The sequence below is a fragment of the Streptomyces sp. enrichment culture genome, assembly GCF_964272895.1.
Taxonomy (GTDB): Bacteria; Actinomycetota; Actinomycetes; order Streptomycetales; family Streptomycetaceae; genus Streptomyces.
The window spans coordinates 2,541,869-2,563,110 of sequence record NZ_OZ186832.1 but is presented as its reverse complement, the minus strand read 5'-3'; the positions used below and the strand labels follow the sequence as shown (position 1 = coordinate 2,563,110).

At 72.0% G+C, this 21,242-nt stretch carries 16 protein-coding genes; 15 read left to right on the top strand and 1 reads right to left on the bottom strand.

What is annotated here, in order from left to right:
* The first annotated feature begins 41 nt into the window (after nucleotides 1-41).
* From ACSU6M_RS11600 to ACSU6M_RS11540, 13 genes are all read left to right on the top strand, one after another.
* On the top strand, nucleotides 42-824 hold the full coding sequence (locus tag ACSU6M_RS11600) for a TIGR03936 family radical SAM-associated protein (protein ID WP_437069318.1): 783 nt from the start codon (nucleotides 42-44) through the stop codon (nucleotides 822-824).
* 264 nt (nucleotides 825-1,088) lie between these two features.
* Nucleotides 1,089-5,411 (top strand): Rne/Rng family ribonuclease, encoded by a 4,323-nt coding sequence (locus ACSU6M_RS11595; protein ID WP_437069316.1) that lies wholly within the window; start codon nucleotides 1,089-1,091, stop codon nucleotides 5,409-5,411.
* Nucleotides 5,412-5,670: 259 nt separating this feature from the next.
* On the top strand, nucleotides 5,671-5,991 hold the full coding sequence (rplU, locus tag ACSU6M_RS11590) for a 50S ribosomal protein L21 (RefSeq protein WP_009188585.1): 321 nt from the start codon (nucleotides 5,671-5,673) through the stop codon (nucleotides 5,989-5,991).
* Nucleotides 5,992-6,005: 14 nt separating this feature from the next.
* A complete protein-coding gene (rpmA, locus tag ACSU6M_RS11585; RefSeq protein ID WP_205384449.1) occupies nucleotides 6,006-6,260 on the top strand; it encodes a 50S ribosomal protein L27 in 255 nt (84 codons plus the stop codon).
* A gap of 131 nt (nucleotides 6,261-6,391) precedes the next feature.
* On the top strand, nucleotides 6,392-7,837 hold the full coding sequence (obgE, locus tag ACSU6M_RS11580) for a GTPase ObgE (protein ID WP_437069314.1): 1,446 nt from the start codon (nucleotides 6,392-6,394) through the stop codon (nucleotides 7,835-7,837).
* Nucleotides 7,838-7,997: 160 nt separating this feature from the next.
* On the top strand, nucleotides 7,998-9,560 hold the full coding sequence (locus tag ACSU6M_RS11575) for an alkaline phosphatase D family protein (RefSeq protein ID WP_437069312.1): 1,563 nt from the start codon (nucleotides 7,998-8,000) through the stop codon (nucleotides 9,558-9,560).
* Between the two features lie 467 nt (nucleotides 9,561-10,027).
* Entirely contained in the window at nucleotides 10,028-11,527 is a 1,500-nt protein-coding gene (locus tag ACSU6M_RS11570) for an SDR family NAD(P)-dependent oxidoreductase (protein ID WP_437069311.1), read from the top strand.
* 203 nt (nucleotides 11,528-11,730) lie between these two features.
* Nucleotides 11,731-13,953: a hypothetical protein gene (locus tag ACSU6M_RS11565; RefSeq protein WP_437069310.1), complete on the top strand. Its 2,223-nt coding sequence runs from the start codon at nucleotides 11,731-11,733 to the stop codon at nucleotides 13,951-13,953.
* A gap of 129 nt (nucleotides 13,954-14,082) precedes the next feature.
* Complete coding sequence (proB, locus tag ACSU6M_RS11560) at nucleotides 14,083-15,189, top strand: glutamate 5-kinase (protein WP_437069308.1); 1,107 nt, start codon at nucleotides 14,083-14,085, stop codon at nucleotides 15,187-15,189.
* A gap of 200 nt (nucleotides 15,190-15,389) precedes the next feature.
* Nucleotides 15,390-15,830, top strand: coding sequence for a hypothetical protein (locus ACSU6M_RS11555; protein ID WP_437075105.1), 441 nt, complete (start codon nucleotides 15,390-15,392; stop codon nucleotides 15,828-15,830).
* A gap of 305 nt (nucleotides 15,831-16,135) precedes the next feature.
* The gene (locus ACSU6M_RS11550; RefSeq protein ID WP_437069306.1) at nucleotides 16,136-17,422 is read left to right on the top strand and encodes a glutamate-5-semialdehyde dehydrogenase; all 1,287 of its coding nucleotides are present in this window, start codon (nucleotides 16,136-16,138) and stop codon (nucleotides 17,420-17,422) included.
* A gap of 63 nt (nucleotides 17,423-17,485) precedes the next feature.
* On the top strand, nucleotides 17,486-18,079 hold the full coding sequence (locus ACSU6M_RS11545; protein WP_437069304.1) for a hypothetical protein: 594 nt from the start codon (nucleotides 17,486-17,488) through the stop codon (nucleotides 18,077-18,079).
* 188 nt (nucleotides 18,080-18,267) lie between these two features.
* Nucleotides 18,268-19,347, top strand: a complete 1,080-nt coding sequence (locus tag ACSU6M_RS11540) for a hypothetical protein (protein ID WP_437069302.1) — start codon at nucleotides 18,268-18,270, stop codon at nucleotides 19,345-19,347.
* Nucleotides 19,348-19,415: 68 nt separating this feature from the next.
* On the opposite strand, the gene ACSU6M_RS11535 is transcribed toward ACSU6M_RS11540, so the two are convergent.
* A complete protein-coding gene (locus ACSU6M_RS11535) occupies nucleotides 19,416-20,579 on the bottom strand; it encodes a M48 family metallopeptidase (RefSeq protein ID WP_437069300.1) in 1,164 nt (387 codons plus the stop codon).
* Between the two features lie 123 nt (nucleotides 20,580-20,702).
* On the opposite strand from ACSU6M_RS11535, the gene ACSU6M_RS11530 reads away from it, so the two are divergent.
* Nucleotides 20,703-20,864: a hypothetical protein gene (locus ACSU6M_RS11530; protein ID WP_437069298.1), complete on the top strand. Its 162-nt coding sequence runs from the start codon at nucleotides 20,703-20,705 to the stop codon at nucleotides 20,862-20,864.
* A 164-nt stretch (nucleotides 20,865-21,028) separates the two neighbouring features.
* Nucleotides 21,029-21,193 (top strand): hypothetical protein, encoded by a 165-nt coding sequence (locus ACSU6M_RS11525; protein ID WP_437069296.1) that lies wholly within the window; start codon nucleotides 21,029-21,031, stop codon nucleotides 21,191-21,193.
* Nucleotides 21,194-21,242 lie beyond the last annotated feature (49 nt).

The window sequence follows — 21,242 nt, the reverse complement described above, 5'->3', positions numbered from 1 at the left end:
TGGGCAAGCGACAGCCCGAAGGCCCGCCGCCGGCACCCGCGGTGCAGCGCATCCGACTGCGTTACACCAAGCGCGGCCGCCTGAGGTTCACCAGCCACCGCGACTTCCAGCGCGCTTTCGAGCGTGCGCTGCGCCGCGCCGAGGTCCCCATGGCCTATTCGGCGGGCTTCACGCCGCACCCGAAGGTGTCCTACGCCAATGCCGCACCCACCGGCACGGGCAGTGAGGCGGAGTACCTGGAGATCGCGCTCACCGAAGCGCGTGACCCCGAGACGCTGCGCGTCCTGCTCGACGAGTCGCTGCCCGACGGGCTCGACGTCGTCGACGCGGTCGAGGCCCGTACATCGGGGCTCGCCGACCGGCTCACGGCCTCGGTGTGGGAGCTGCGCCTGCCCGGCGTGGACCCCGCCGACGCGGACCGGGCGGTGGCCGCCTTCAACGGCGCCGAGACCGTCGAGGTCCAGCGGATGACCAAGAACGGCGTGCGTACCTTCGACGCCCGTTCGGCGGTCGTCAGCCTGGACAGCGGCGACGCCGGCACGGAAACGCCCCGTGCGACGGCTGATAGGCCGACCGACCAGCCCTGTGCGATACTGCGGCTGGTTGTTCGGCACGTGACGCCTGCCGTGCGACCCGACGACGTCCTGTCCGGTCTCCGCGCCGTGGCCGACCTGGCGCCGCCGGTCCCCGCAGCGGTGACCAGGCTGGCGCAGGGGCTGCTCGATGAAGAGACCGGCACGGTGACCGACCCGCTCGCGCCCGACCGCGAGGCAGCAGCGGCCCAACCGGCCGCGCCGACTGCCGCCGCGAAGGAGCCGGCGTAAGGAAGGTCCCGCGAAAGGACGGACGTCGAAGCGCCGCCCTCGTACTCGGGAGCCACCTGGGTCGGGCAGCGCACCGACCAGAAGACTTTCGCCAGGCCGTACGCGACAAGGCATACGGAACCGGCGAGACAGGACACAGAAAGCTCCCGTGCGGCGCCCGCGCCCCGGACGGCGGCACACGCGCACCGCGCGAGCCGCGGACGTCACCGGCATACCCGCCGGACCACGCGCGGCGCCCGGGAGCCCGACGGGAGATACGCCCGCATGCTCGAGCCGACCGAACCCATCGAGGGTTCCGAACTCAACACCCCCAGCGACACCCTGCCGCCGCGTCGCCGGCGCCGGGCCGCATCGCGTCCGGCGGGTCCGCCGGCCGGCACCTCCGAGGCGCCGGTGGAGACCGTCGCTCCGGCCATACCGGCCGACCCGGAGCCGGAGACCGAAGCCGAAGCCGAAGCTGAAGCCCAGGCCGCCGCGGCGGAGACGGCTGTGACGTCCGAGGCCGCCCCGGCCCGCCCGCGTCGCCGTGCCACCCGCCGCGCGTCCGCGCCGGCCGGTGCGCCGAAGGCCGACGAGGCCACCCGGTCCGCCGAGCCCGTCCAGGCCGCGGAGCCCGCAGGGGCCGGGGAAGCCGCTGCCGCGCCGGCCGTCGAGGAGCTGGCCGCCGGTGTCGACGCGCCCGCCCCCGCGGCCGAGGAGGCCGCTGCGGCCCGCCCGCGTCGGCGTGCCACGCGTCGCGCGTCCGCACCCGCCGGTGCGCCGAAGGCCGAGGAGGCCGTGGTGACGGAGCCCGCCGAGCCGGTGGCGGAGGAGTCCGCGCCCGTCGAGGAACCCGCTCCCGCGGCCCGTCCGCGTCGCCGTGCGACCCGCCGCGCGTCCGCGCCGGCCGGTGCGCCGAAGGCGGAGGAAGCCGTGACGGCGGAGGCAGCTGTGACCGCGGAGGCAGACGTGACCGCTGAGTCCGCCGAGACGGACGCAGCGGAAGCTCCCACCGAGGCCCCCGCCCCGGCCGTCGAGACCGAGGCCGCCCCCGAGCCCGAGGCCGCCGAAGCCGCCCCGCGTCGTACGCGCCGCCGTGCCACGCGCCGTGTCTCCGCGCCCGCCGAGACCACCGAGACGCCCGCGACCGCGGACGCCCCCGTGGCCGACGAGGCCCCTGTGACCCCCGAGGCTCCCGCGAAGACCGAGGTCCCGGTCACAGCCGAGACCCCCGTGGCCGCCGAGACCCCGGAGCCGTCCGCGCCCGTGGCCGCCGCCGAGCAGGCACCGGAGGACGCCGCGCCGCGTCGCCGGCGCCGGGTGGTCCGTAAGGCCGCGACCGGGTTCGCGGAGCCCGCGCAGCCTGCCGCGCCCGCCACCGCGCCCACCGCGCCCGCCGCACCCGCCGCCGCGGCCCCCGCGCCGGAAGCGGCCAAGGCCGAGGCCGAGCCGGCCAAGCGCCGTCGCCCCGCGCGGCCCGCCGTCGCCGTGTTCCAGGCGCCCGTGTTCACCGAGCCGAAGTTCCAGACGCCCGAGCGCGCCGCCGCCGAGGCCGCCGCCGAGGCCGCGGAGGAGCCCGAGGCCGTCGAGCCGGAGGAGTTCGTCGAGGAGCCGGCCGCCCCGCGCCGCCGTCGCCGCCGCCGTGGCGCCGGTTACGGCGAGGAGCCCGAGGCCGCCGTCGAGACCCCGCAGCCCGCCGCCGAGGAGGAGCCGGAGGAGGGCGAGGAGGGCGTCGAGGACGCCGCCGAGTCCGAGGACGAGACGGAGGAGACCGGCTCGCGCCGTCGTCGCCGCCGTGGAGGCCGTCGCCGTCGTCGCGGTGAGTCCGCCGACGCCGAGGCCGGCGAGGGCGACACCGAGACCGACGAGCTCGCCGCCGAGCAGGCCGAGCAGGACGCCGAGGACACCGCCGAGCAGGAGGAAGAGGACGCCGAGGAGCAGGGCGAGGAGCCCGGCGGGTCCAGCACCTCCAGCCGCCGTCGCCGCCGTCGCCGGCGCCGCGCCGGTGACACCTCCGTCGACGCCGAGCCCGGCGAGGGCGACCCGGAGCGCACCGTCGTCAAGGTCCGCGAGCCCCGTAAGCCCTCCGAGCCGTCCGACGAGGTGCAGTCCATCAAGGGCTCGACCCGTCTGGAGGCCAAGAAGCAGCGCCGCCGCGAGGGCCGTGAGCAGGGCCGCCGCCGGGTGCCGATCATCACCGAGGCCGAGTTCCTCGCCCGCCGCGAGGCCGTCGAGCGTGTGATGGTCGTCCGCCAGCACGGCGACCGCACCCAGATCGGCGTCCTCGAGGACAACGTGCTCGTCGAGCACTACGTCAACAAGGAGCAGTCGACCTCGTACGTCGGCAACGTCTACCTGGGCAAGGTCCAGAACGTGCTGCCGTCGATGGAGGCCGCCTTCATCGACATCGGCAAGGGCCGCAACGCCGTGCTGTACGCCGGCGAGGTCAACTTCGAGGCGCTGGGCATGGCCAACGGGCCGCGCCGCATCGAGTCCGCCCTGAAGTCCGGCCAGTCCGTGCTCGTCCAGGTCACCAAGGACCCGATCGGGCACAAGGGCGCCCGTCTGACCAGCCAGGTCTCCCTGCCGGGCCGCTACCTGGTGTACGTGCCCGAGGGCTCGATGACCGGCATCAGCCGCAAGCTGCCCGACACCGAGCGGGCGCGGCTGAAGACCATCCTCAAGAAGATCGTCCCCGAGGACGCGGGTGTCATCGTGCGCACCGCCGCCGAGGGCGCGAGCGAGGACGAGCTGCGCCGGGACGTCGAGCGGCTGCAGGCGCAGTGGGAGGACATCCAGAAGAAGGCGAAGAGCGGCAACGCCCCGACCCTTCTGTACGGCGAGCCGGACATGACCGTCCGGGTCGTGCGCGACATCTTCAACGAGGACTTCTCCAAGGTCATCGTCAGCGGTGACGACGCCTGGCAGACGATCCACGGCTATGTCTCGCACGTGGCGCCGGACCTCGCCGACCGGCTGTCCAAGTGGACCTCCGAGGTCGACGTCTTCGCCACCTACCGGATCGACGAGCAGCTCGCCAAGGCGCTGGACCGCAAGGTCTGGCTGCCCAGCGGTGGCTCGCTGGTGATCGACAAGACCGAGGCCATGGTCGTGATCGATGTGAACACCGGCAAGTTCACCGGTCAGGGCGGCAACCTCGAAGAGACCGTGACCAGGAACAACCTGGAGGCGGCCGAGGAGATCGTGCGCCAGCTGCGGCTGCGCGACCTCGGCGGCATCGTGGTCATCGACTTCATCGACATGGTCCTGGAGTCCAACCGCGACCTGGTGCTGCGCCGCCTGCTGGAGTGCCTGGGCCGTGACCGTACGAAGCACCAGGTGGCCGAGGTGACCTCGCTGGGCCTGGTGCAGATGACCCGTAAGCGGGTCGGCCAGGGTCTGCTGGAGTCGTTCTCGGAGACCTGCGTCCACTGCAACGGGCGCGGTGTCATCGTGCACATGGACCAGGCGACCGCGGCCGGGGGCGGCGGCAAGCGCCGCAAGCGTGCCCGCGCCGGTGCCGAGCCGGAGCAGGAGGCCGTGGCCGCCGTCGAGCCCGCGGTGACCGCCGAGCAGGAGGCGGAGGCCGAGGCCGAGAGCCCGGCCGAGGTCGCCGCCGAGACGGCCCAGCCGGTCGCGCTGCCCGCGCCGGACTTCGCGCCGGACGAGGAGCTGTACAGCAGCGTCGCCGAGGCGGAGGCCGCCGCCGGCCGTGGCCGCACCCGTCGCCGGGCCGGCCGCAGGGCCTCGGCCCCGGCCGGCGCGCCCAGGGCGGAGACGCGTGCGCCGAAGAGCGAGGCCAAGCGCGCCAAGCGGGAGGCCGCGGAGGCGGAGACCGCCGCGCCCACCGCCCAGCAGGTGACCGTCGACGAGGAGAAGGCGCGTCCGGTGCAGCCGGAGCCCGCCGCCGAGGTCACCGCCGAGCCGGTGGCCGTCGAGGACCCGGTGCTGCACACGGCCCCCGCCGAGGAGGCCGCTCCCAAGGGCCGTACCCGCCGCCGCGCCACCCGCAAGGTGACCGCGCCGGCCGGTTCGCCCGCGGGTGCCGAGGCCGCCGTGGTCACGATCAGCGAGCCCGCGGCGCCGGTGACCCCGGAGCCGCAGCAGGAGGCCCCCGTGGCCGCCGAGCCCGCGCCGGTGGCCGCCGAGTCCGCTCCCGCCGCCGAGGCGTCCGCCGAGCCCGCCGCCCCGGCCCGTCCGCGGCGCCGGGCCGTGCGCAAGGCCACCGCGCCGACCGCGCCGGAGGAGGCGGCCGTGGTGGTCGTCCCAGCGAGCGAGGCCCCGGCGACCGAGGCCCCGGCTGCCGAGGCCCCCGCGGCCGAGGCCGCCGGCGCCGAAGCGGTCGGCGCCGAGGCCGCCGTAGCGGCCCCGGAGGCCGTCGAGGAGGCCGCTCCGGCCAAGAAGACGGCCGCGCGCAAGACGGCGAAGAAGGCCGCCACCAAGAAGACGGCGGCCAAGAAGACCGCCGCCAAGAAGGCGACGGCGAAGAAGACGACGGCGAAGAAGACGGCGAAGACCACCGCCGCCAAGAAGACCGCGTCGAAGAAGACCGCGGCGGCGGCGCAGCAGGCGCAGCCCACCGTCTCGGCCTCCACCGACGAGGACTGACCGCGAACGGCGGCCGGGCGGGTGCCTGGGAACAGGCGCCCGCCCGGCGTGACCGACCGCACTCCCGCGGGGCCCGGCCCGGTTTGACCCCCTCGGCCACCGCCCCGTAACCTTGACCGTCGGCGTGTCCACTTAACACGCCACATCCCCGTAAACCTCTTCCTCCCGGAGCACTCCGTGAGCCGGGAGAGGTCGTCCGCGCCCGGTGCCGGACGGCTGGCCTGCGGGGGTGCCGTTCTGGAGCGAAAGAGAGATCCGCGTGTACGCCATCGTGCGCAGCGGTGGTCGCCAGCACAAGGTTGCTGTCGGCGACATCGTTGAGGTTGACAAGATTTCCACTGCCAAGGTTGGCGACACGGTCGAGCTCTCGACCCTGCTCGTTGTCGACGGCGACGCTGTGACCAGCGACCCGTGGGTGCTGGCCGGCATCAAGGTCCAGGCCGAGGTCGTGGACCACCACAAGGGCCAGAAGATCGACATTCTGCGCTACAAGAACAAGACCGGCTACCGCCGTCGCCAGGGTCACCGTCAGCAGTACACGGCGATCAAGGTCACGTCCATCCCGACGGCCGCGAAGTAAAGAGGGACTGAGCAATGGCACACAAGAAGGGCGCATCGTCCACCCGGAACGGTCGCGACTCCAACGCCCAGCGGCTCGGCGTGAAGCGCTTCGGCGGTCAGGTCGTGAACGCCGGTGAGATCCTGATCCGTCAGCGCGGCACCCACTTCCACCCGGGTGCGGGCGTCGGCCGTGGCGGCGACGACACGCTGTTCGCCCTGCAGGCCGGTGCGGTGCAGTTCGGCACCCACCGTGGCCGCAAGGTCGTGAACATCGTCCCGGTCGCCTGAATCGCCTGATTCACGGCTCGACCCGAACGTTTCGTTCCGCGAGGCGGACCTCACTTCCCGGTCGGGAAGGCGGGTCCGCCTTTCGCGTGTTAAGCAGTAGTACATCTCCCCATGCATCTGGAGGCACCCACATGACCACCTTCGTGGACCGCGTCGAACTGCACGTCGCCGCGGGTAACGGAGGTCACGGCTGTGCCTCCGTCCACCGCGAGAAGTTCAAGCCGCTCGGCGGCCCGGACGGCGGCAACGGCGGGCGCGGCGGTGACGTCATCCTGACCGTCGACCAGTCCGTGACGACGCTGCTGGAGTACCACCACTCCCCGCACCGCAAGGCCACCAACGGCAAGCCCGGCGAGGGCGGCAACCGCTCCGGCAAGGACGGCCAGGACCTGATCCTGCCCGTGCCGGACGGCACCGTCGTGCTGGACAAGCAGGGCAATGTCCTCGCCGACCTGGTCGGCCACGGCACCTCCTATGTCGCCGCGCAGGGCGGCCGGGGCGGGCTCGGCAACGCCGCGCTGGCCTCCGCCCGGCGCAAGGCGCCCGGTTTCGCGCTGCTGGGTGAGCCCGGCGACCTGCGGGACATCGTCCTGGAGCTGAAGACCGTCGCCGACGTGGCGCTGGTGGGCTACCCGAGCGCGGGCAAGTCCTCGCTGATCTCGGTGCTGTCGGCCGCCAAGCCGAAGATCGCCGACTACCCCTTCACGACCCTCGTGCCGAACCTCGGCGTGGTGACGGCGGGCAACACCGTCTACACCATCGCCGACGTGCCCGGTCTGATCCCGGGCGCCAGCCAGGGCAAGGGCCTGGGCCTGGAGTTCCTGCGGCACGTGGAGCGCTGCTCGGTGCTGGTGCATGTGCTGGACACCGCCACGCTGGAGTCCGACCGTGACCCGGTCTCCGACCTGGATGTCATCGAGGCGGAGCTGAAGCAGTACGGCGGGCTGGACAACCGGCCGCGGATGGTCGTCCTGAACAAGATCGACGTCCCGGACGGCAAGGACCTCGCCGAGATGGTCCGCCCGGATCTGGAGGCGCGCGGCTACCGCGTCTTCGAGGTGTCCGCGGTGGCGCACATCGGGCTGAAGGAGCTGTCGTTCGCGCTGGCCGAGCTGGTCGCCAAGGCGCGTGCCGCCAAGCCCAAGGAGGAGGCGACCCGTATCGTCATCCGGCCCAAGGCCGTGGACGACGCCGGTTTCACCGTCACCCGCGAGGAGGTCGGCGGCGAGCCGCTGTTCCGGGTGCGCGGCGAGAAGCCGGAGCGCTGGGTGCGCCAGACGGACTTCAACAACGACGAGGCCGTGGGCTACCTCGCCGACCGCCTCAACCGCCTCGGTGTCGAGGAGGAGTTGATGAAGGCCGGTGCCCGCGGCGGCGACGGCGTCGCCATCGGCCCCGAGGACAACGCGGTCGTCTTCGACTGGGAGCCCTCGGTCACGGCCGGCGCGGAGATGCTGGGCCGGCGCGGTGAGGACCACCGCTTCGAGGCCCCGCGCCCGGCCGCGCAGCGTCGCCGGGACCGGCAGGCCGAACGGGACGAGTCGGAGCAGGAGTTCGACGACTTCGAGCCCTTCTAGGACCTGACGAGCCTCGCAGGCGGTCCGCGTTCTTCGCGGGCCGCCTGTTGGTGTTGCCCCGTTTGTCATGCCCGTGACCTTCCGCGTTCAGCGGTCGGTCCACGCCGCCGTGGGAGCTTCCCGACTGTCGATGTGACCGCAGAGACAGGGAAGTTGGCCGATGACGCACGTGACCGGACCGCAGTCCCGGGACCGACGACGTTTTCTGACCGCGGGTGCCGCCGTCCTCGGCGCCGCCGCCTCCGCCCAGCTGTGGCTGCCGGAGAGTGCCGCGCGAGCCGTCGAAACCCCCTTGCCCGACGGGGTGTTCAGCCTCGGCGTGGCCTCCGGCGACCCCTTGCCCGACGGCATCGTGCTGTGGACCCGCCTCGCCCCCGACCCCCTGAACGGCGGCGGCATGCCCGAGCGTGCCGTGCCGGTGGAGTGGGAGCTCGCCGAGGAGGAACGGTTCGCCCGGCCGACGCGGCGCGGAACGGCGTACGCCCGGCCCGAGTTCGGGCACAGCGTCCATGTGGACGTACGGGGCCTGCGCCCCGGCCGCACGTACTGGTTCCGTTTTCGCGCCGGCGGTCAGCTCTCGCCGGCCGGCCGCACCCGTACCGCGCCGCCTCCGTACGCGGCCGGCGGCGGTCTGCGGCTCGCGCTCGCCTCGTGCCAGAACTGGCAGCACGGGTACTTCACCCCGTACGCCGACATGCTGGCCCAGGACCCGGACGTCGTCCTGTTCGTCGGCGACTACATCTACGAGTCGGCGCCCTCGGCGACGGCGCTGCGGCGGCACGAGGGCGCGGGGGAGCCGTACACCCTGACCCAGTACCGCAACCGGTACGCGCAGTACCGCACCGACCCCGATCTCGCGGCGATGCACGCGGCCGCCCCCTTCGTGGTGACCTTCGACGACCACGAGGTGGACAACGACTTCGCCGGCGAGATCCCGCAGGACCCCGCCAAGCAGCCGCACGACGCGTTCGTGGCCCGGCTGACCGCGGCGTACCAGGCGTACTACGAGCACATGCCGGTGCGCGCGAGCGCGATCCCGGACGGCCCGCACATCCGGATGCACCGCCGCCTGGACTTCGGCCGCCTCGCCCGGCTCAATGTGCTCGACACCCGGCAGTACCGCAGTGACCAGGCGACCGGCCAGGCCGGGGCGCAGGACCCGGCGCTGACCATGCTCGGCGCGGAGCAGAGGCGCTGGCTGCTGGACGGGCTGCGCGACTCACCGGCGCGCTGGAACCTGATCGCCTCGCAGATCATGATGGCGGAGACCGATCTGCTGGTCGGCGAGGGCAAGCAGTGGTACTACGACGCCTGGGACGGCTACCAGGCGGAACGCAATGCCCTCCTGCGGGAGTTCCGTACCGTGCGCAACCCGGTCGTGCTCACCGGCGACCGGCATCTGACGATGGTCAGCGACCTCAAGGAGGACTTCGCGGACCCGGGCTCCGCGGTCGTGGGCGCCGAGTTCGTCGGCACCTCCATCTCCAGCAACGGCGACCAGGACCAGACCGCCTTCCGGCGGGAGTGGGAGCCGCGGCGGGCGGACAACCCGCACTGGAAGCTGCTGGACGCCCATCGCGGCTACCACCTGTTCGACGTGCGCCGCGACGGCATCGACGCCCAGGTGCGGATCGTCGACACCGTCCGGCGGCCGACCGCGAGCGCGTCGACGCTGGCCAGGCTGCGGGTGGAGGCGGGACGGCCGGGCGTACGGGTGGGGTGAGCCGTGGCGGCGGGCGTGCGGGTGGTGTGAGCCGTGGCGCCGGGCGTACGGGTGGTGTGAGCCGTGGCGGCGGGCGTGCGGGTGGGGTGAGCCGTAGCCGCCGGGCGGGAACGCATTGCCGCGGAATCGCGCCGTCGAATTCCGCGGCAATCCCCGGACGCGTGCCGCATTCTCGGCATGTACGCAACGAGTCGGTGATGTATATGAAGAATGTCGCACCTCTCCCCGGCGGGAGGTGAAGATCGACAGAGCGCGGCGGCGACAGGTGTACGAGGTAATCGAACATTGCCGACGGGCAACTCCGGGGAATTGCGCGGACGCTGCTAGGGAATGACCCGTCAATCACCCGGAGTGCAAGGTGAATGACAGGTTGCGTGTGCATATGAGGTGAAGGACACCCGCCTTGCATCGCGGTGACGGACAGTGGGACGATTTCGAAGTCTCTGTCGCCCCGAGGTAGGTCATCTGTGTCCCAGCCCCTAGCCAAGCCCCGAACGACCGCAGTCGTCCTGGCCGGCGGTACCGGTCAGCGCGTGGGTCTGTCGATCCCCAAGCAGCTGCTGAAGATCGCCGGCAAGGCAGTCATCGAGCACACCCTGACCTCCTTCGAGAAGGCCGATTCGATCGACGACGTCATCGTGCTCATGGCGCCCGGCTATGTGCCGGACGTCGAGCGGATCGTCGCCAAGGCCGGATTCAAGAAGGTCCGGAAGATCATCGAGGGTGGTTCCACCCGGAACGAGACGACCGAGCGCGCCATCGCGGCCCTGGGCGAGGGGCTGGCCGAGGGCGAGGACCTCAACGTCCTGTTCCACGACGCCGTGCGCCCGCTGCTGTCGCAGCGCGTCATCGACGACTGTGTCGCCGCGCTGGAGCGCTACCAGGCCGTCGACGTCGCCATCCCGTCCGCGGACACCATCATCGTCACCCGTACGCACGGCGAGGACGGCGAGTTCATCACCGAGATCCCGGACCGCTCCCGGCTGCGCCGCGGCCAGACCCCGCAGGCGTTCAAGCTCTCCACGATCCGCCACGCCTACGAGATCGCCGCGGGCGACCCGCACTTCCAGGCCACCGACGACTGCTCCGTCGTACTGAAGTACCTGCCGGACGTGCCCATCCACGTCGTCGCGGGTGACGAGTACAACATGAAGGTCACCCAGCCGGTCGACGTCTTCATCGCCGACAAGCTCTTCCAGCTCGGCTCCACCGCCGCGCCCGAGCAGAAGGGCGAGGAGACCTACCACGAGCTGCTGACCGGCCGGACCGTCGTCGTCTTCGGCGGGTCCTACGGCATCGGCAAGGACATCGCCGAGATCGCCGGGTCCTACGGCGCGAACGTGTACGCGCTGGGCCGCTCGACGACCGGCACCCACGTGGAGAACCCGGAGGAGGTCGACGACGCGCTGTCCAAGGCGTACGCGGAGACCGGACGCATCGACTACGTCGTCAACACCGCCGGTGTCCTGCGCATCGGAAAACTCGCCGAGACCGACAACGCCACCATTCAGGAGGCCCTGCGGGTGAACTATCTCGCGCCCGTGCAGATCGCGCGGTCGGCGTACAAGTACCTCGCCGAGACCAAAGGACAGCTGCTGCTCTACACCTCCAGCAGTTACACCCGCGGCCGCGCCGAATACAGCCTGTACTCCTCCACCAAGGCCGCCATGGTGAATCTCACCCAGGCGCTCGCGGACGAGTGGGCCGCCGACGGGGTCCGCGTCAACTGCATCAACCCCGAGCGCACCGCCACGCCGATGCGCACCAAGGCTTTCGGGCAGGAGCCCGCGGAGAGTCTGCTCTCCTCCGAGGTCGTCGCCCGCACCTCCCTCGACGTGCTGTTGTCCGAGCTCACCGGGCATGTCATCGACGTCCGCCAGCAGGACCCGACGGCGGCCGCGGGCAAGGCGTCCGGATTCGAGCAGGCGCTGGCCAGTGTCCTGGACCGGCAGGACGGCATGGCATAATCGAGATCAATTAGCCTTCTTTCATTCAGGCCTCTGTGATGTCCGTTCGGGGAGTCGTTCGGAAAGTTTTCGCAGGGGCCTGAATCCGTAGATTTCGGGAAAGCGCACCTCATGTTTTTCCGATATTTACGGGGGTCGGCGACTCCCCGTCGACGATTGCAGGACGTCTCTCCAAACAGGTACTCGCACAGAGCAGGTTCTCCGTGATAACCACCGCTATTCGCGTAGCCAGGGTCGGCAGCGCGGCCGAGCTGGCCGCGGCGGTCCTCCTGATGCTGGCCTTCCCGGCACTGATGGTGGCCGCGCTCGTCCCGAGCGTGCCCGCCTTCGCCGCCGCGGCCGCCGTGACGTACCTGGCGGACCACTATCTGCACCACAAGGGCAGCTATCTGATCAACCGCCTGAGCAAGGTGCGTGCGGGTCTGTCGATCCGCTTTCTGATCAGACAGCTGCTCCTCGTCCTGCTGCTGTCCCGGATGGACCTGTCGGACGACGTCGTCTTCTACAGCGCGGTCGCCTGCTTCATCGCCTTCTACGGGCTCCAGGCGCCGCACGGCGCGCTGGTCACCCTGATCCGCAACCGCCGCCGGCTGCCGGTCGCCACCCGCAACGTCGACCTCGCCTCACGCATCCGCATCCCCGACGCCCCCTCGCCCCTGCTGCTGCACCGCTCCGCGGAGAAGGTGCTGCACCTCGACCTGTTCGCCGTCGTCGGGATACTGCTCGCCGCGGGCACCGGCTCCGACGCCTTCGGCTTCGTCGGGATCGCCCTCACCCTCGCCCTCGCCGCCGCCTACGTCCTCGCGCTCGCGCCGTACGTGCGCGGCGACCGGATCCCGCCGAACGCCGAGAAGGTGCTCGCCGCCGTCGACGACTGGCTGCGCTCCTACCGGCCGGAGACGGTGCTGTACTTCTCCGGCTCCAAGGACTCCGCCTACCAGGTCAACATGTGGCTGGAGACCATGGAGCAGCTGGACTCCACCCCGCTGATCATCCTGCGCGAGCGGACCATAATGGAGCGCCTGTCGCCCACCACGGTGCCGGTCGTCTGCGTGCCCGGCGGGGTCCATCTGATGAACATGGACCTGTCCACCGTGCGGGTCGCCCTGTACGCGGCGAACGTCGGCAAGAACATCCACCTGCTGCGCGTGCCCACCATGAAGCACGTCTTCATCGGCCATGGCGACAGCGACAAGATCGCCAGCGTCAATCCCTTCAGCAAGGTCTACGACGAGGTGTGGACGGCCGGCCGGGCGGGCCGTGACCGCTATGCCATAGCGGATGTCGGCGTCCGCGACGAGGACATCGTCGAGGTCGGCCGCCCCCAGCTCGCCCCCATCCGGACCCGCGAGGGGGTGCCGGACGGCCGGATGCCGACGGTCCTGTACGCGCCCACCTGGGAGGGCTGGGACGACAACCCCGGCAACACCTCCCTGGTGCTGGCCGGCGAGACCATCGTGAAGAAGCTGGTGCAGGCCGACCCCCCGGTCCGCGTCCTGTACAAGCCGCACCCCTTCACCGGCATCGTCAGCGCCCAGGCCAAGGCCGCCCACCAGCGCATCACCGCCCTGGTCGAGCAGGCCGCCGCCGAGCGCGCCGCCGACCCGGACTACACCGCGGACGCGGAGGCCCAGGCGCTGGCCCAGGAGAACCTCGCCCGGATCGAGGCCCGGATCGCCGAGCTGACCGGCAGCACCGACACCCGTGACGAGGCCGAGGCCACCCGTGACGGGCTGGTCGACGTCGAGCGGCACCAGGAGATCGCCCGGCTGCGCACCGAGTGGAACGACGCCTACTGGCGTTCCTTCCCCGACTGGGAGCACCGCGTCATCACCGGCGCCGAGCCGCATCTGTACGACTGCTTCAACGTCTCCGACGCGATGGTCTCCGACATCTCGTCCGTGGTCTCCGACTTCATCGCCAGCGGCAAGCCGTACGCGGTCACCGACTCCGCCGGTCTCGGGCCCGAGGAGTTCAAGCGGCAGAACACCGCGGTGCGCGCCGCCGTGATCCTCTCCAACAGCGCCGGCGAACTGGGCGAGCTGCTGGACGCCGTACGCGATCCGGCCGCGGATCCGCTGGCGGAGGATCGCGCGGAGCTGAAGCGGTATCTGCTGGGGCCGGACGAGCCGACGTCGATCGACCAGTTCAACACCGCGGTGGCGAACCTCGCGCTGAAGGCGGAGAGCCGCAACCTCGGGCAGACGGCGAGAGCCGCGGCGGACGGGGAGCCGGGTGCGGACGGCGCCTCGGACGCGGGAGGCGGGGCGGGGGCCGAGGGTGAGCCGGGGGCCGAAGGTGAGCCGGGTGCCGAGGGTGAGCGGGGTGCGGAGGGCGTGCCGGGTGCGGAGGCCGGGGCGGTGGTGACGGAGATGGCCGACGCGGTCTTCGGTCAGCACGAGGGAAACCGGCCGACGACGGGCTGACCAGCGCGACGGGCTGATTCCGCAGGCTGGAACCGCCGCGCGTGAGCCGGTCCCCTTCGCGTACATTGCGGGCGGGTAGCCGTAAGCGATGTGAGGGGACGGACCAGGGTGTCAGGGGCAAGGCAGGCCGTGCGCGAGGCCCACAGGATCGTCGTCAAGGTGGGCTCCTCGTCGCTGACCACCGCCTCCGGCGGGCTCGACGCCGACCGGGTCGACGCGCTCGTGGACGTCCTCGCCAAGATCCGCAGCGGCGGGGAGAAGGAGATCGTCCTGGTCTCCTCCGGAGCCATCGCCGCCGGACTCGCCCCGCTGGGACTGCGCCGGCGCCCCAAGGACCTGGCCCGGCAGCAGGCCGCCGCCAGCGTCGGCCAGGGCCTGCTCGTCGCCCGCTACACCGCCTCCTGCGCCCGCTACGGCATCCGCGTCGGACAGGTGCTGCTCACCTCCGACGACATGAGCCGCCGCGCCCACCACCGCAACGCCTCCCGCACCCTGGACAAGCTCCTCGCGATGGGCGCGCTGCCCATCGTCAACGAGAACGACACCGTCGCCACCGACGAGATCCGCTTCGGCGACAACGACCGCCTCGCGGCCCTGGTGGCGCACCTGGTCCGGGCCGACCTGCTCGTCCTGCTCTCCGACGTGGACGGCGTCTACGACGGCGACCCCAGCAAGCCCGGCACCTCGCGGATCGCCGAGGTGCGGGGACCCGAGGATCTCGCGCACGTCGAGATCGGCAGCGCCGGCAAGGCCGGGGTCGGCACCGGCGGCATGGTCACCAAGGTCGAGGCGGCCGCGATCGCCACCGGAGCGGGCATCCCCGTGGTCCTGACCAGCGCGATCCACGCGGCGGACGCCCTCACCGGCCGTGACACCGGCACCTACTTCCACCCCACCGGCAAGCGCTCCGCCGACCGGCTGCTGTGGCTCCAGCACGCCTCCGCCCCCCAGGGGGCGCTCACCCTCGACGACGGGGCGGTGCGCGCGGTCGTCGAGCGCCGCAAGTCGCTGCTGCCGGCCGGCATCGCCGGCGTCGAGGGCGACTTCAGCGCGGGCGACCCGGTGGAGCTGCGCGACGGACAGGGGCGCCCGGTCGCCCGCGGGCTCGTCAACTTCGACGCCAAGGAGATCCCCCGTCTGATCGGACGGTCCACGCGCGAGCTGGCGGCCGAGCTGGGACCGGCCTACGAACGCGAGGTCGTACACAGGGACGACCTGGTCCTCCTGCACCGGTAAAAGGCCCGAAACATCCGCCCCCGGTGGGGGACGTTCCGTAAAACCGCCCCACGGACGCTTGCGGCCTGCTCAACTTTGTCTCAGGGACGTGTCCTGGGAGCAGATTCGCGCTCGGGCACGACATGGGCTTGCTGGGGCCCGCTCGGTCGTACACCGGGCAGCGCCCGGGCACTGCGGAGAAGGAGGCCGTCGTGAGACGAGTGCGCCCTGGGGCGGCGGCGTCCCGCGCGGCCGGCGAGGAGCGCGCCCTGACCAGCGTGGCGGCCGGCGACCGCTACGAGGGGGAGGAGCAGGCCGACCTGCCCAGGCTCTGGCACGTCACCCTCAGCGTCTCCGGGGAGGCCGCCCCGCTCAAGGAGGTGCGGCGCGCGCTGGAGCAGCTCGCGCACGACCACCCCTTTCTGCTGACCAGCCGGTACGCCACCGACCACGCCGAGATCCGGTACTGGGAGGAGGCGCGCGATCTGCACGACGCCGCGGCGGTGGCGCTCCGGCTGTGGGGCGAGCACCGGCAGACGGCCGGGTTGCCGCCGTGGGAGATCGTGGGGCTGGAGGTCATCGACCGGGACACGTACCACCAGCGGATCTCGGAGGGGTACGGGCCTCGGCCGGCCACGCCGGTGGGTGTGCATCCGTACTGAGCCCGCGGGGCCGGTGGGTGTGTGTCCGTACTGAGCCCGCGGGTCGGTGGGTGTGTGTCCGTACTGAGTCGGCGGGGCCGGTGGGTGTGTCCGTACTGAGCCGGCGGGCCGGAGGCGGGCGGTTGCTGCGCCTTGCCGGTACCGGCCGTGTGCGGCTGGCCGCGCCCGCGTGGCAGGGGCGCATGACGGAGAGCCCCGGGCCTCGTTCCGGGGCCTGCGGCGGGCGTGTCAGGGCGTGTCCAGGGCGTGTCTCGGGCTGTGGACGACGCCGTGGAACGGTGCCTCGGGCGCACTACCCTTGGTGCATGACCACGCTCTCCCCGTACGACTCCATGTCCCCCGTCGCCCAGGCCGCCTACCGGGCCAAGGCCGCCGCCGCCTCCCTCGCGCCGCTGCCGCGGGCCGACAAGGACGAGGCGCTGCTCGCCATCGCGGACGCGCTGGAGGTCCGCACGAGCGAGATCGTCGAGGCCAACGCCCTGGACGTGGCCAAGGCCCGTGAGAGCGGCATGACCGACGGCATGATCGACCGGCTCACCCTCACCCCGGAGCGGGTGCGGGCCATCGCCTCCGACGTGCGGGACGTCGGAGGCCTGCCCGACCCGGTCGGCGAGGTCGTCCGCGGCTCCACCCTCCCCAACGGCATCGACCTGCGGCAGGTCCGCGTGCCGCTCGGCGTCGTCGGGATCATCTACGAGGGCCGCCCGAACGTCACCGTCGACGCCGCCGCCCTCTGCCTGAAGTCCGGCAACGCCGTGCTGCTGCGCGGCTCGTCCTCGGCGTACCAGTCGAACACCGCCCTGGTGCGGGTGCTGCGTGACGCCGTCGGCGGCGCCGGGCTGCCCGCCGACGCCATCCAGCTGGTGCCCGGCGAGAGCCGCGACAGCGTGCGTGAGCTGATGCGCGCCCGCGGCCTGGTCGACGTGCTGATCCCGCGCGGCGGCGCCTCCCTGATCAACACCGTCGTCCAGGAGTCCGTCGTCCCGGTCATCGAGACCGGCACCGGCAACTGCCACGTCTACGTGGACGCCGCCGCCGACCTCGACATGGCCGTCGACATCCTGATCAACTCCAAGGCCCAGCGCGTCGGCGTCTGCAACGCCGCCGAGACCCTCCTGGTCCACCAGGACATCGCCGCCGACTTCCTGCCCCGCGCCCTGGACGCCCTCGCCGAGGCCGGGGTCACCGTGCACGCCGACGAGCGGGTGATGGCGTACGCCAAGGACTCCAAGGCGACCGTGGTCGAGGCGACGGCCGAGGACTGGGAGACCGAGTACCTCTCCTACGACATCGCCGCCGCGGTCGTGGACTCCCTGGACAAGGCCGTCGAGCACATCCGGCTGTGGACCTCCGGTCACACCGAGGCCATCGTCACCACCTCGCAGCAGGCCGCCCGCCGCTTCACCCAGCTGGTCGACTCGACCACCGTCGCGGTGAACGCCTCCACCCGTTTCACCGACGGCGGCCAGTTCGGCTTCGGCGCCGAGATCGGCATCTCCACGCAGAAGCTGCACGCCCGCGGCCCCATGGGCCTGCCCGAGCTGACCAGCACGAAGTACATCGTCACCGGCGACGGGCACGTCCGCCGCTGAGGTGCGCCCGGCCCCGGGAACGGCGCCTTGCGCGGCGGAGAATTTCCATACCGTCTGCCCAAATTGACCCCCCAGGTCTACTCTGGATGCGTGCCGGAGGACGTGGGGGGTTCGCCGTTCCCTGACGGCTGGGAGCCCGACGACGACCACGACCGCGGGGTGTCGGACGAAGAGTTCGCCTCCGTGGTCTTCGACGAGGCTTTCGTACGGGCGGCCGAGGTGCACGAGCCGACCGCCGTCGAACGCCTCCTTGCCGCCGCCGAGGCGAGAGCCGAGGCCGAGGCCCGCCGCCGTTCCCACGGAGGCGGTGAGCACTACGACGACGGCTACGATCCCGACCTGATCGGTTTCGGCCATGATCCAGACCTGGATGATCTGGACGACCCGGACATCGTCGACAGCCGTCGCCGCTTCGTCGGCGCCTATGGCGGGCATGCCCGCTGGCACCGCCCCGTCGCCTGGGTGCTCGCCCTGGTGATGGGCGTCGGCATGGTCGTGCTCGCCTTCGCGGCCGTCTACCGCGGCGCCTCCTCGGGCCGCCAGGAACAGGTCCCGCCACCCGCCTCCACCGGGCTGGAGCAGGGCGGCGTCGCCTCCCCCTCCGCCTCCACGGACTTCTCCCGCCCGGCCGTCCCGGCGCTTCCGCACACCCCCTGAACGCAGTCTCCTCCCCGCGCCCCCGGCCCCTGTCCGGCCCGCCCGCACCCCCTTTCGGACGCCTCCCGGAAGGGTTCCAAAGGCCCTCGGAAGGCCCTCGGAAGGCTGCGCCGACCTGGTGAGAGCCTGTCAGAACTTGTCGTGTAGCAGGGCGTTTATCGGGGGTCCCGGAGACCTACCCTGAAGGTATGGGAGGGCCTGGAGACCCGCCGGAGGGGACGCCCGACGGCGCCCCCGGCGGTGCGGACGACGAGTACCGATCCGTCGTGTTCGACGAGTCGTTCGTCCGCGCTGCCCGCCTCCAGGAGTTCTCCGCTCAGGAGCGCATGGCCGACCACGCACCCGCCGTGCGCAGCCGTGCCCCGGTGCGCCGCAGGAGTGGTCTGTCCGGGCAGGTGATCGTCCTGGTCCTGATGATCGCCCTGGCCTTCGGCACCGCGGTCTACATGGGCGTGCGGCACCCCTACCAGACCCCCCAGGCGGCCCCCCAGCCCACCGAACCGCTCCGGATGACGGTCGTCCCGCTCGCCCCCCACGGCAAGGTGCCCGGCACCACCGACGCCGCGCGCCTGTTCGCGGCCAGCCCCGCGGCCCCGTACCGCATCGGCGCGGAGGGCATCCCGCTGCCCGGCTCCCGGCGCACCGCCAACTTCTCCGCCGCCCAGGTCATGAACGCCCTGACCACCGCCAAGGACTACATCGTCCGCTCCTCCCTCTATCCCGAGGTGCTCACCGGCGAGCAGGTCCGACCGGTCCGTATGCTCGTCGCTCCCGACCAACTCGCCCAGTTCGACGAGAGTTTCAAGCATCCGTCCGCCGACGGCCTGCACGCACCCACCGGGTGGCTGGTCCGTTTCGACCCCTCCGACACCGAGCTCGCCGACCCCGGGATCCGGGTGCGCGGCACACTGCGTGCGGCCGAGGCCGACTCCTCGACCCTTGAGGTCACCGCGGACCACACCTTCGTCTACGCCCTGCGCCCGGCCGGCTCCGGGGCCGAGGCGAAGGTCTCGCTGTTCACCGTGCGGCGTGAGCTGCGCTTCCGCTTCGACCGCGAGGATCTGCGGCTGCACCAGACCCGTCTGGTGCTGTCCTCCATGCAGGCCGGCCCGCTGTCCTGCGCCGAGGACGCCACCCACCATCTCCGCCCGCTCCTCGCCGGCCAGACGGCGAAGGAGGGCGGCCCCGCCGGCACCAACCCCTACACCGGCGAGGGAACGACGGCCCTGTGCGGGACGCTGGCCGCGGAGGCCCAGCCGAAGGTGTGAGGTGCGGGGCCCGGGTGCCGGGGTGTCGTGCCTCGCCGGCGTCCGGGCGTGGTGGTGCCTCGGTGGGCTCAGGTGGCGTCGCGGGGCGGTTCGTCCTTCGGCGGGGTGTCCGAGGAACCGTTCGAGGAGCCGCTCGCCGTGCCGGACGGGGAGCCGCCCGTGCCGCCGGCGCCGCCCGTCGCGCCCGAGCCCCCGGCGAAGCTGCCGAAGCCGCGCCGCATCCGGTTGCCGAGGTCCCCGGCGCCGCCGGCTATGTCGGCGACCAGCTTCATCAAGGGGTCCTTGGAGTCCCTGACGTGCCCGGCGTAGCTCGCGGCCGACTCGCGGAAGGAGTCGGAGACGGAGGTGTCCTTGTCCTCGCTGCGCCGCGGGTAGTGACCGTCCATGATCCGCTGGTAGTGGCGGCTCTCCGCCCACTTCTTCAGCTCGGCCGCGCGCACGGTGGCGAACGGGTGGGAGCGGGGCAGCACATTGAGGATCTTCAGTACCGAGTCGCGCAGGTCGCCGCCCGCCTCGTACTCCTCGGCCTGCTCCAGGAACGCGTCCACGTTCATCTCGTGCAGGTGGTTGCCGCCCGCCAGCTTCATCAGGCCGCGCATCGACGCCTGGAGGTCCTGGCCCACCAACAGTCCGGCCCGGTCGGCGGACAGCTCCGACTTGCGGAACCACTCCCGCAGCGCCGTCACGATCGCCATGACCGCGACATTGCCCAGCGGGATCCACGCCACCCGCAGGGCGAGGTTCGTCAGGAACAGCAGCACGGTCCGGTACACGGAGTGCCCGGACAACGCATGACCGACCTCATGGCCGATCACCGCCCGCATCTCCTCCTCGTCGAGCAGCTCGACCAGGCCGGTGGTGACCACGATGATCGGCTCGTCCAGACCGATGCACATGGCGTTGGGCTGCGGATCCTGGTTGACGTACATCGGCGGGACCTTCTCCAGGTCCAGGATGTAGCAGGCGTCCCGCAGCATGTCGTTCAGGTGCGAGAACTGCCGGTCCGAGACGCGCACGGAGTCGGACAGGAACAGCAGCCTGAGGCTGCGCTCGGGCAGCAGCCCGCTGAGCGCCTTGAACACGGTGTCGAAGCCGCTCAGCTTGCGCAGCGCCACCAGTGCGGAGCGGTCCGCGGGGTGTTCGTACGCACGCGAGGAGATCCCCGGAAAACGCCTGCGCTGGCGGCTGGGCACGCGCTCGTTCCCGTTGTGCTGGTGGCCGTCGTCGGACATGTCTTCCCCCATGTGCGTTGAATGCCGTGCCCTGGAGTGCCGTGCCCTGTGTGCCCCCGAAGCGGTGACCAGCCTAGGCCGGGTTACCGTGGTCGGGCAGTACAGCGAACGGAGCGCAGCACCATGGAGCACCATCCCGCAGCCGCCTGGCCGGCCCTGGCCGCCGGCGCCGCCGAGCAGCAGGGAGCGGGAAATCTGCTCCGGGTCGTTCTCGTCGTGATGGTCGTGGGCTGTGTGCTGACCGCGTGGTTCCTGCTGCGCGGCTACAACAAGAAGGACGACTGACGGCACCGCGAAGTTCCTCGCCGGGCCGCCGGCGACCCTCACCTTTCCCCTAGGGGTTCTCCCGTACCTCTCCAACGGTGGAGTCGGCGTGAGCCGTGCCGAGCCGCCCGCTTACGATGGGCCGACATCTTTATCCCGCCCACACCGGATAGGTCCTGCCGAAGATGAGCTTCCACAGCGCTGCTACCCAGTTCGTCACCCTTGCCTCCGAGGGCGGGGAACACGGCGGCAACCACGACAGCCTCAACGCCTGGGTCACCGGCGGTGGCGCCTTCGTGATCCTGATGCTGCTGCTCTGGATCACCACCCGCTTCAACCGCGACCGCTGAGCACGGACCGATCCGCATCGCGGGCCGAGGGGTCCCGTCGGGCGATGCC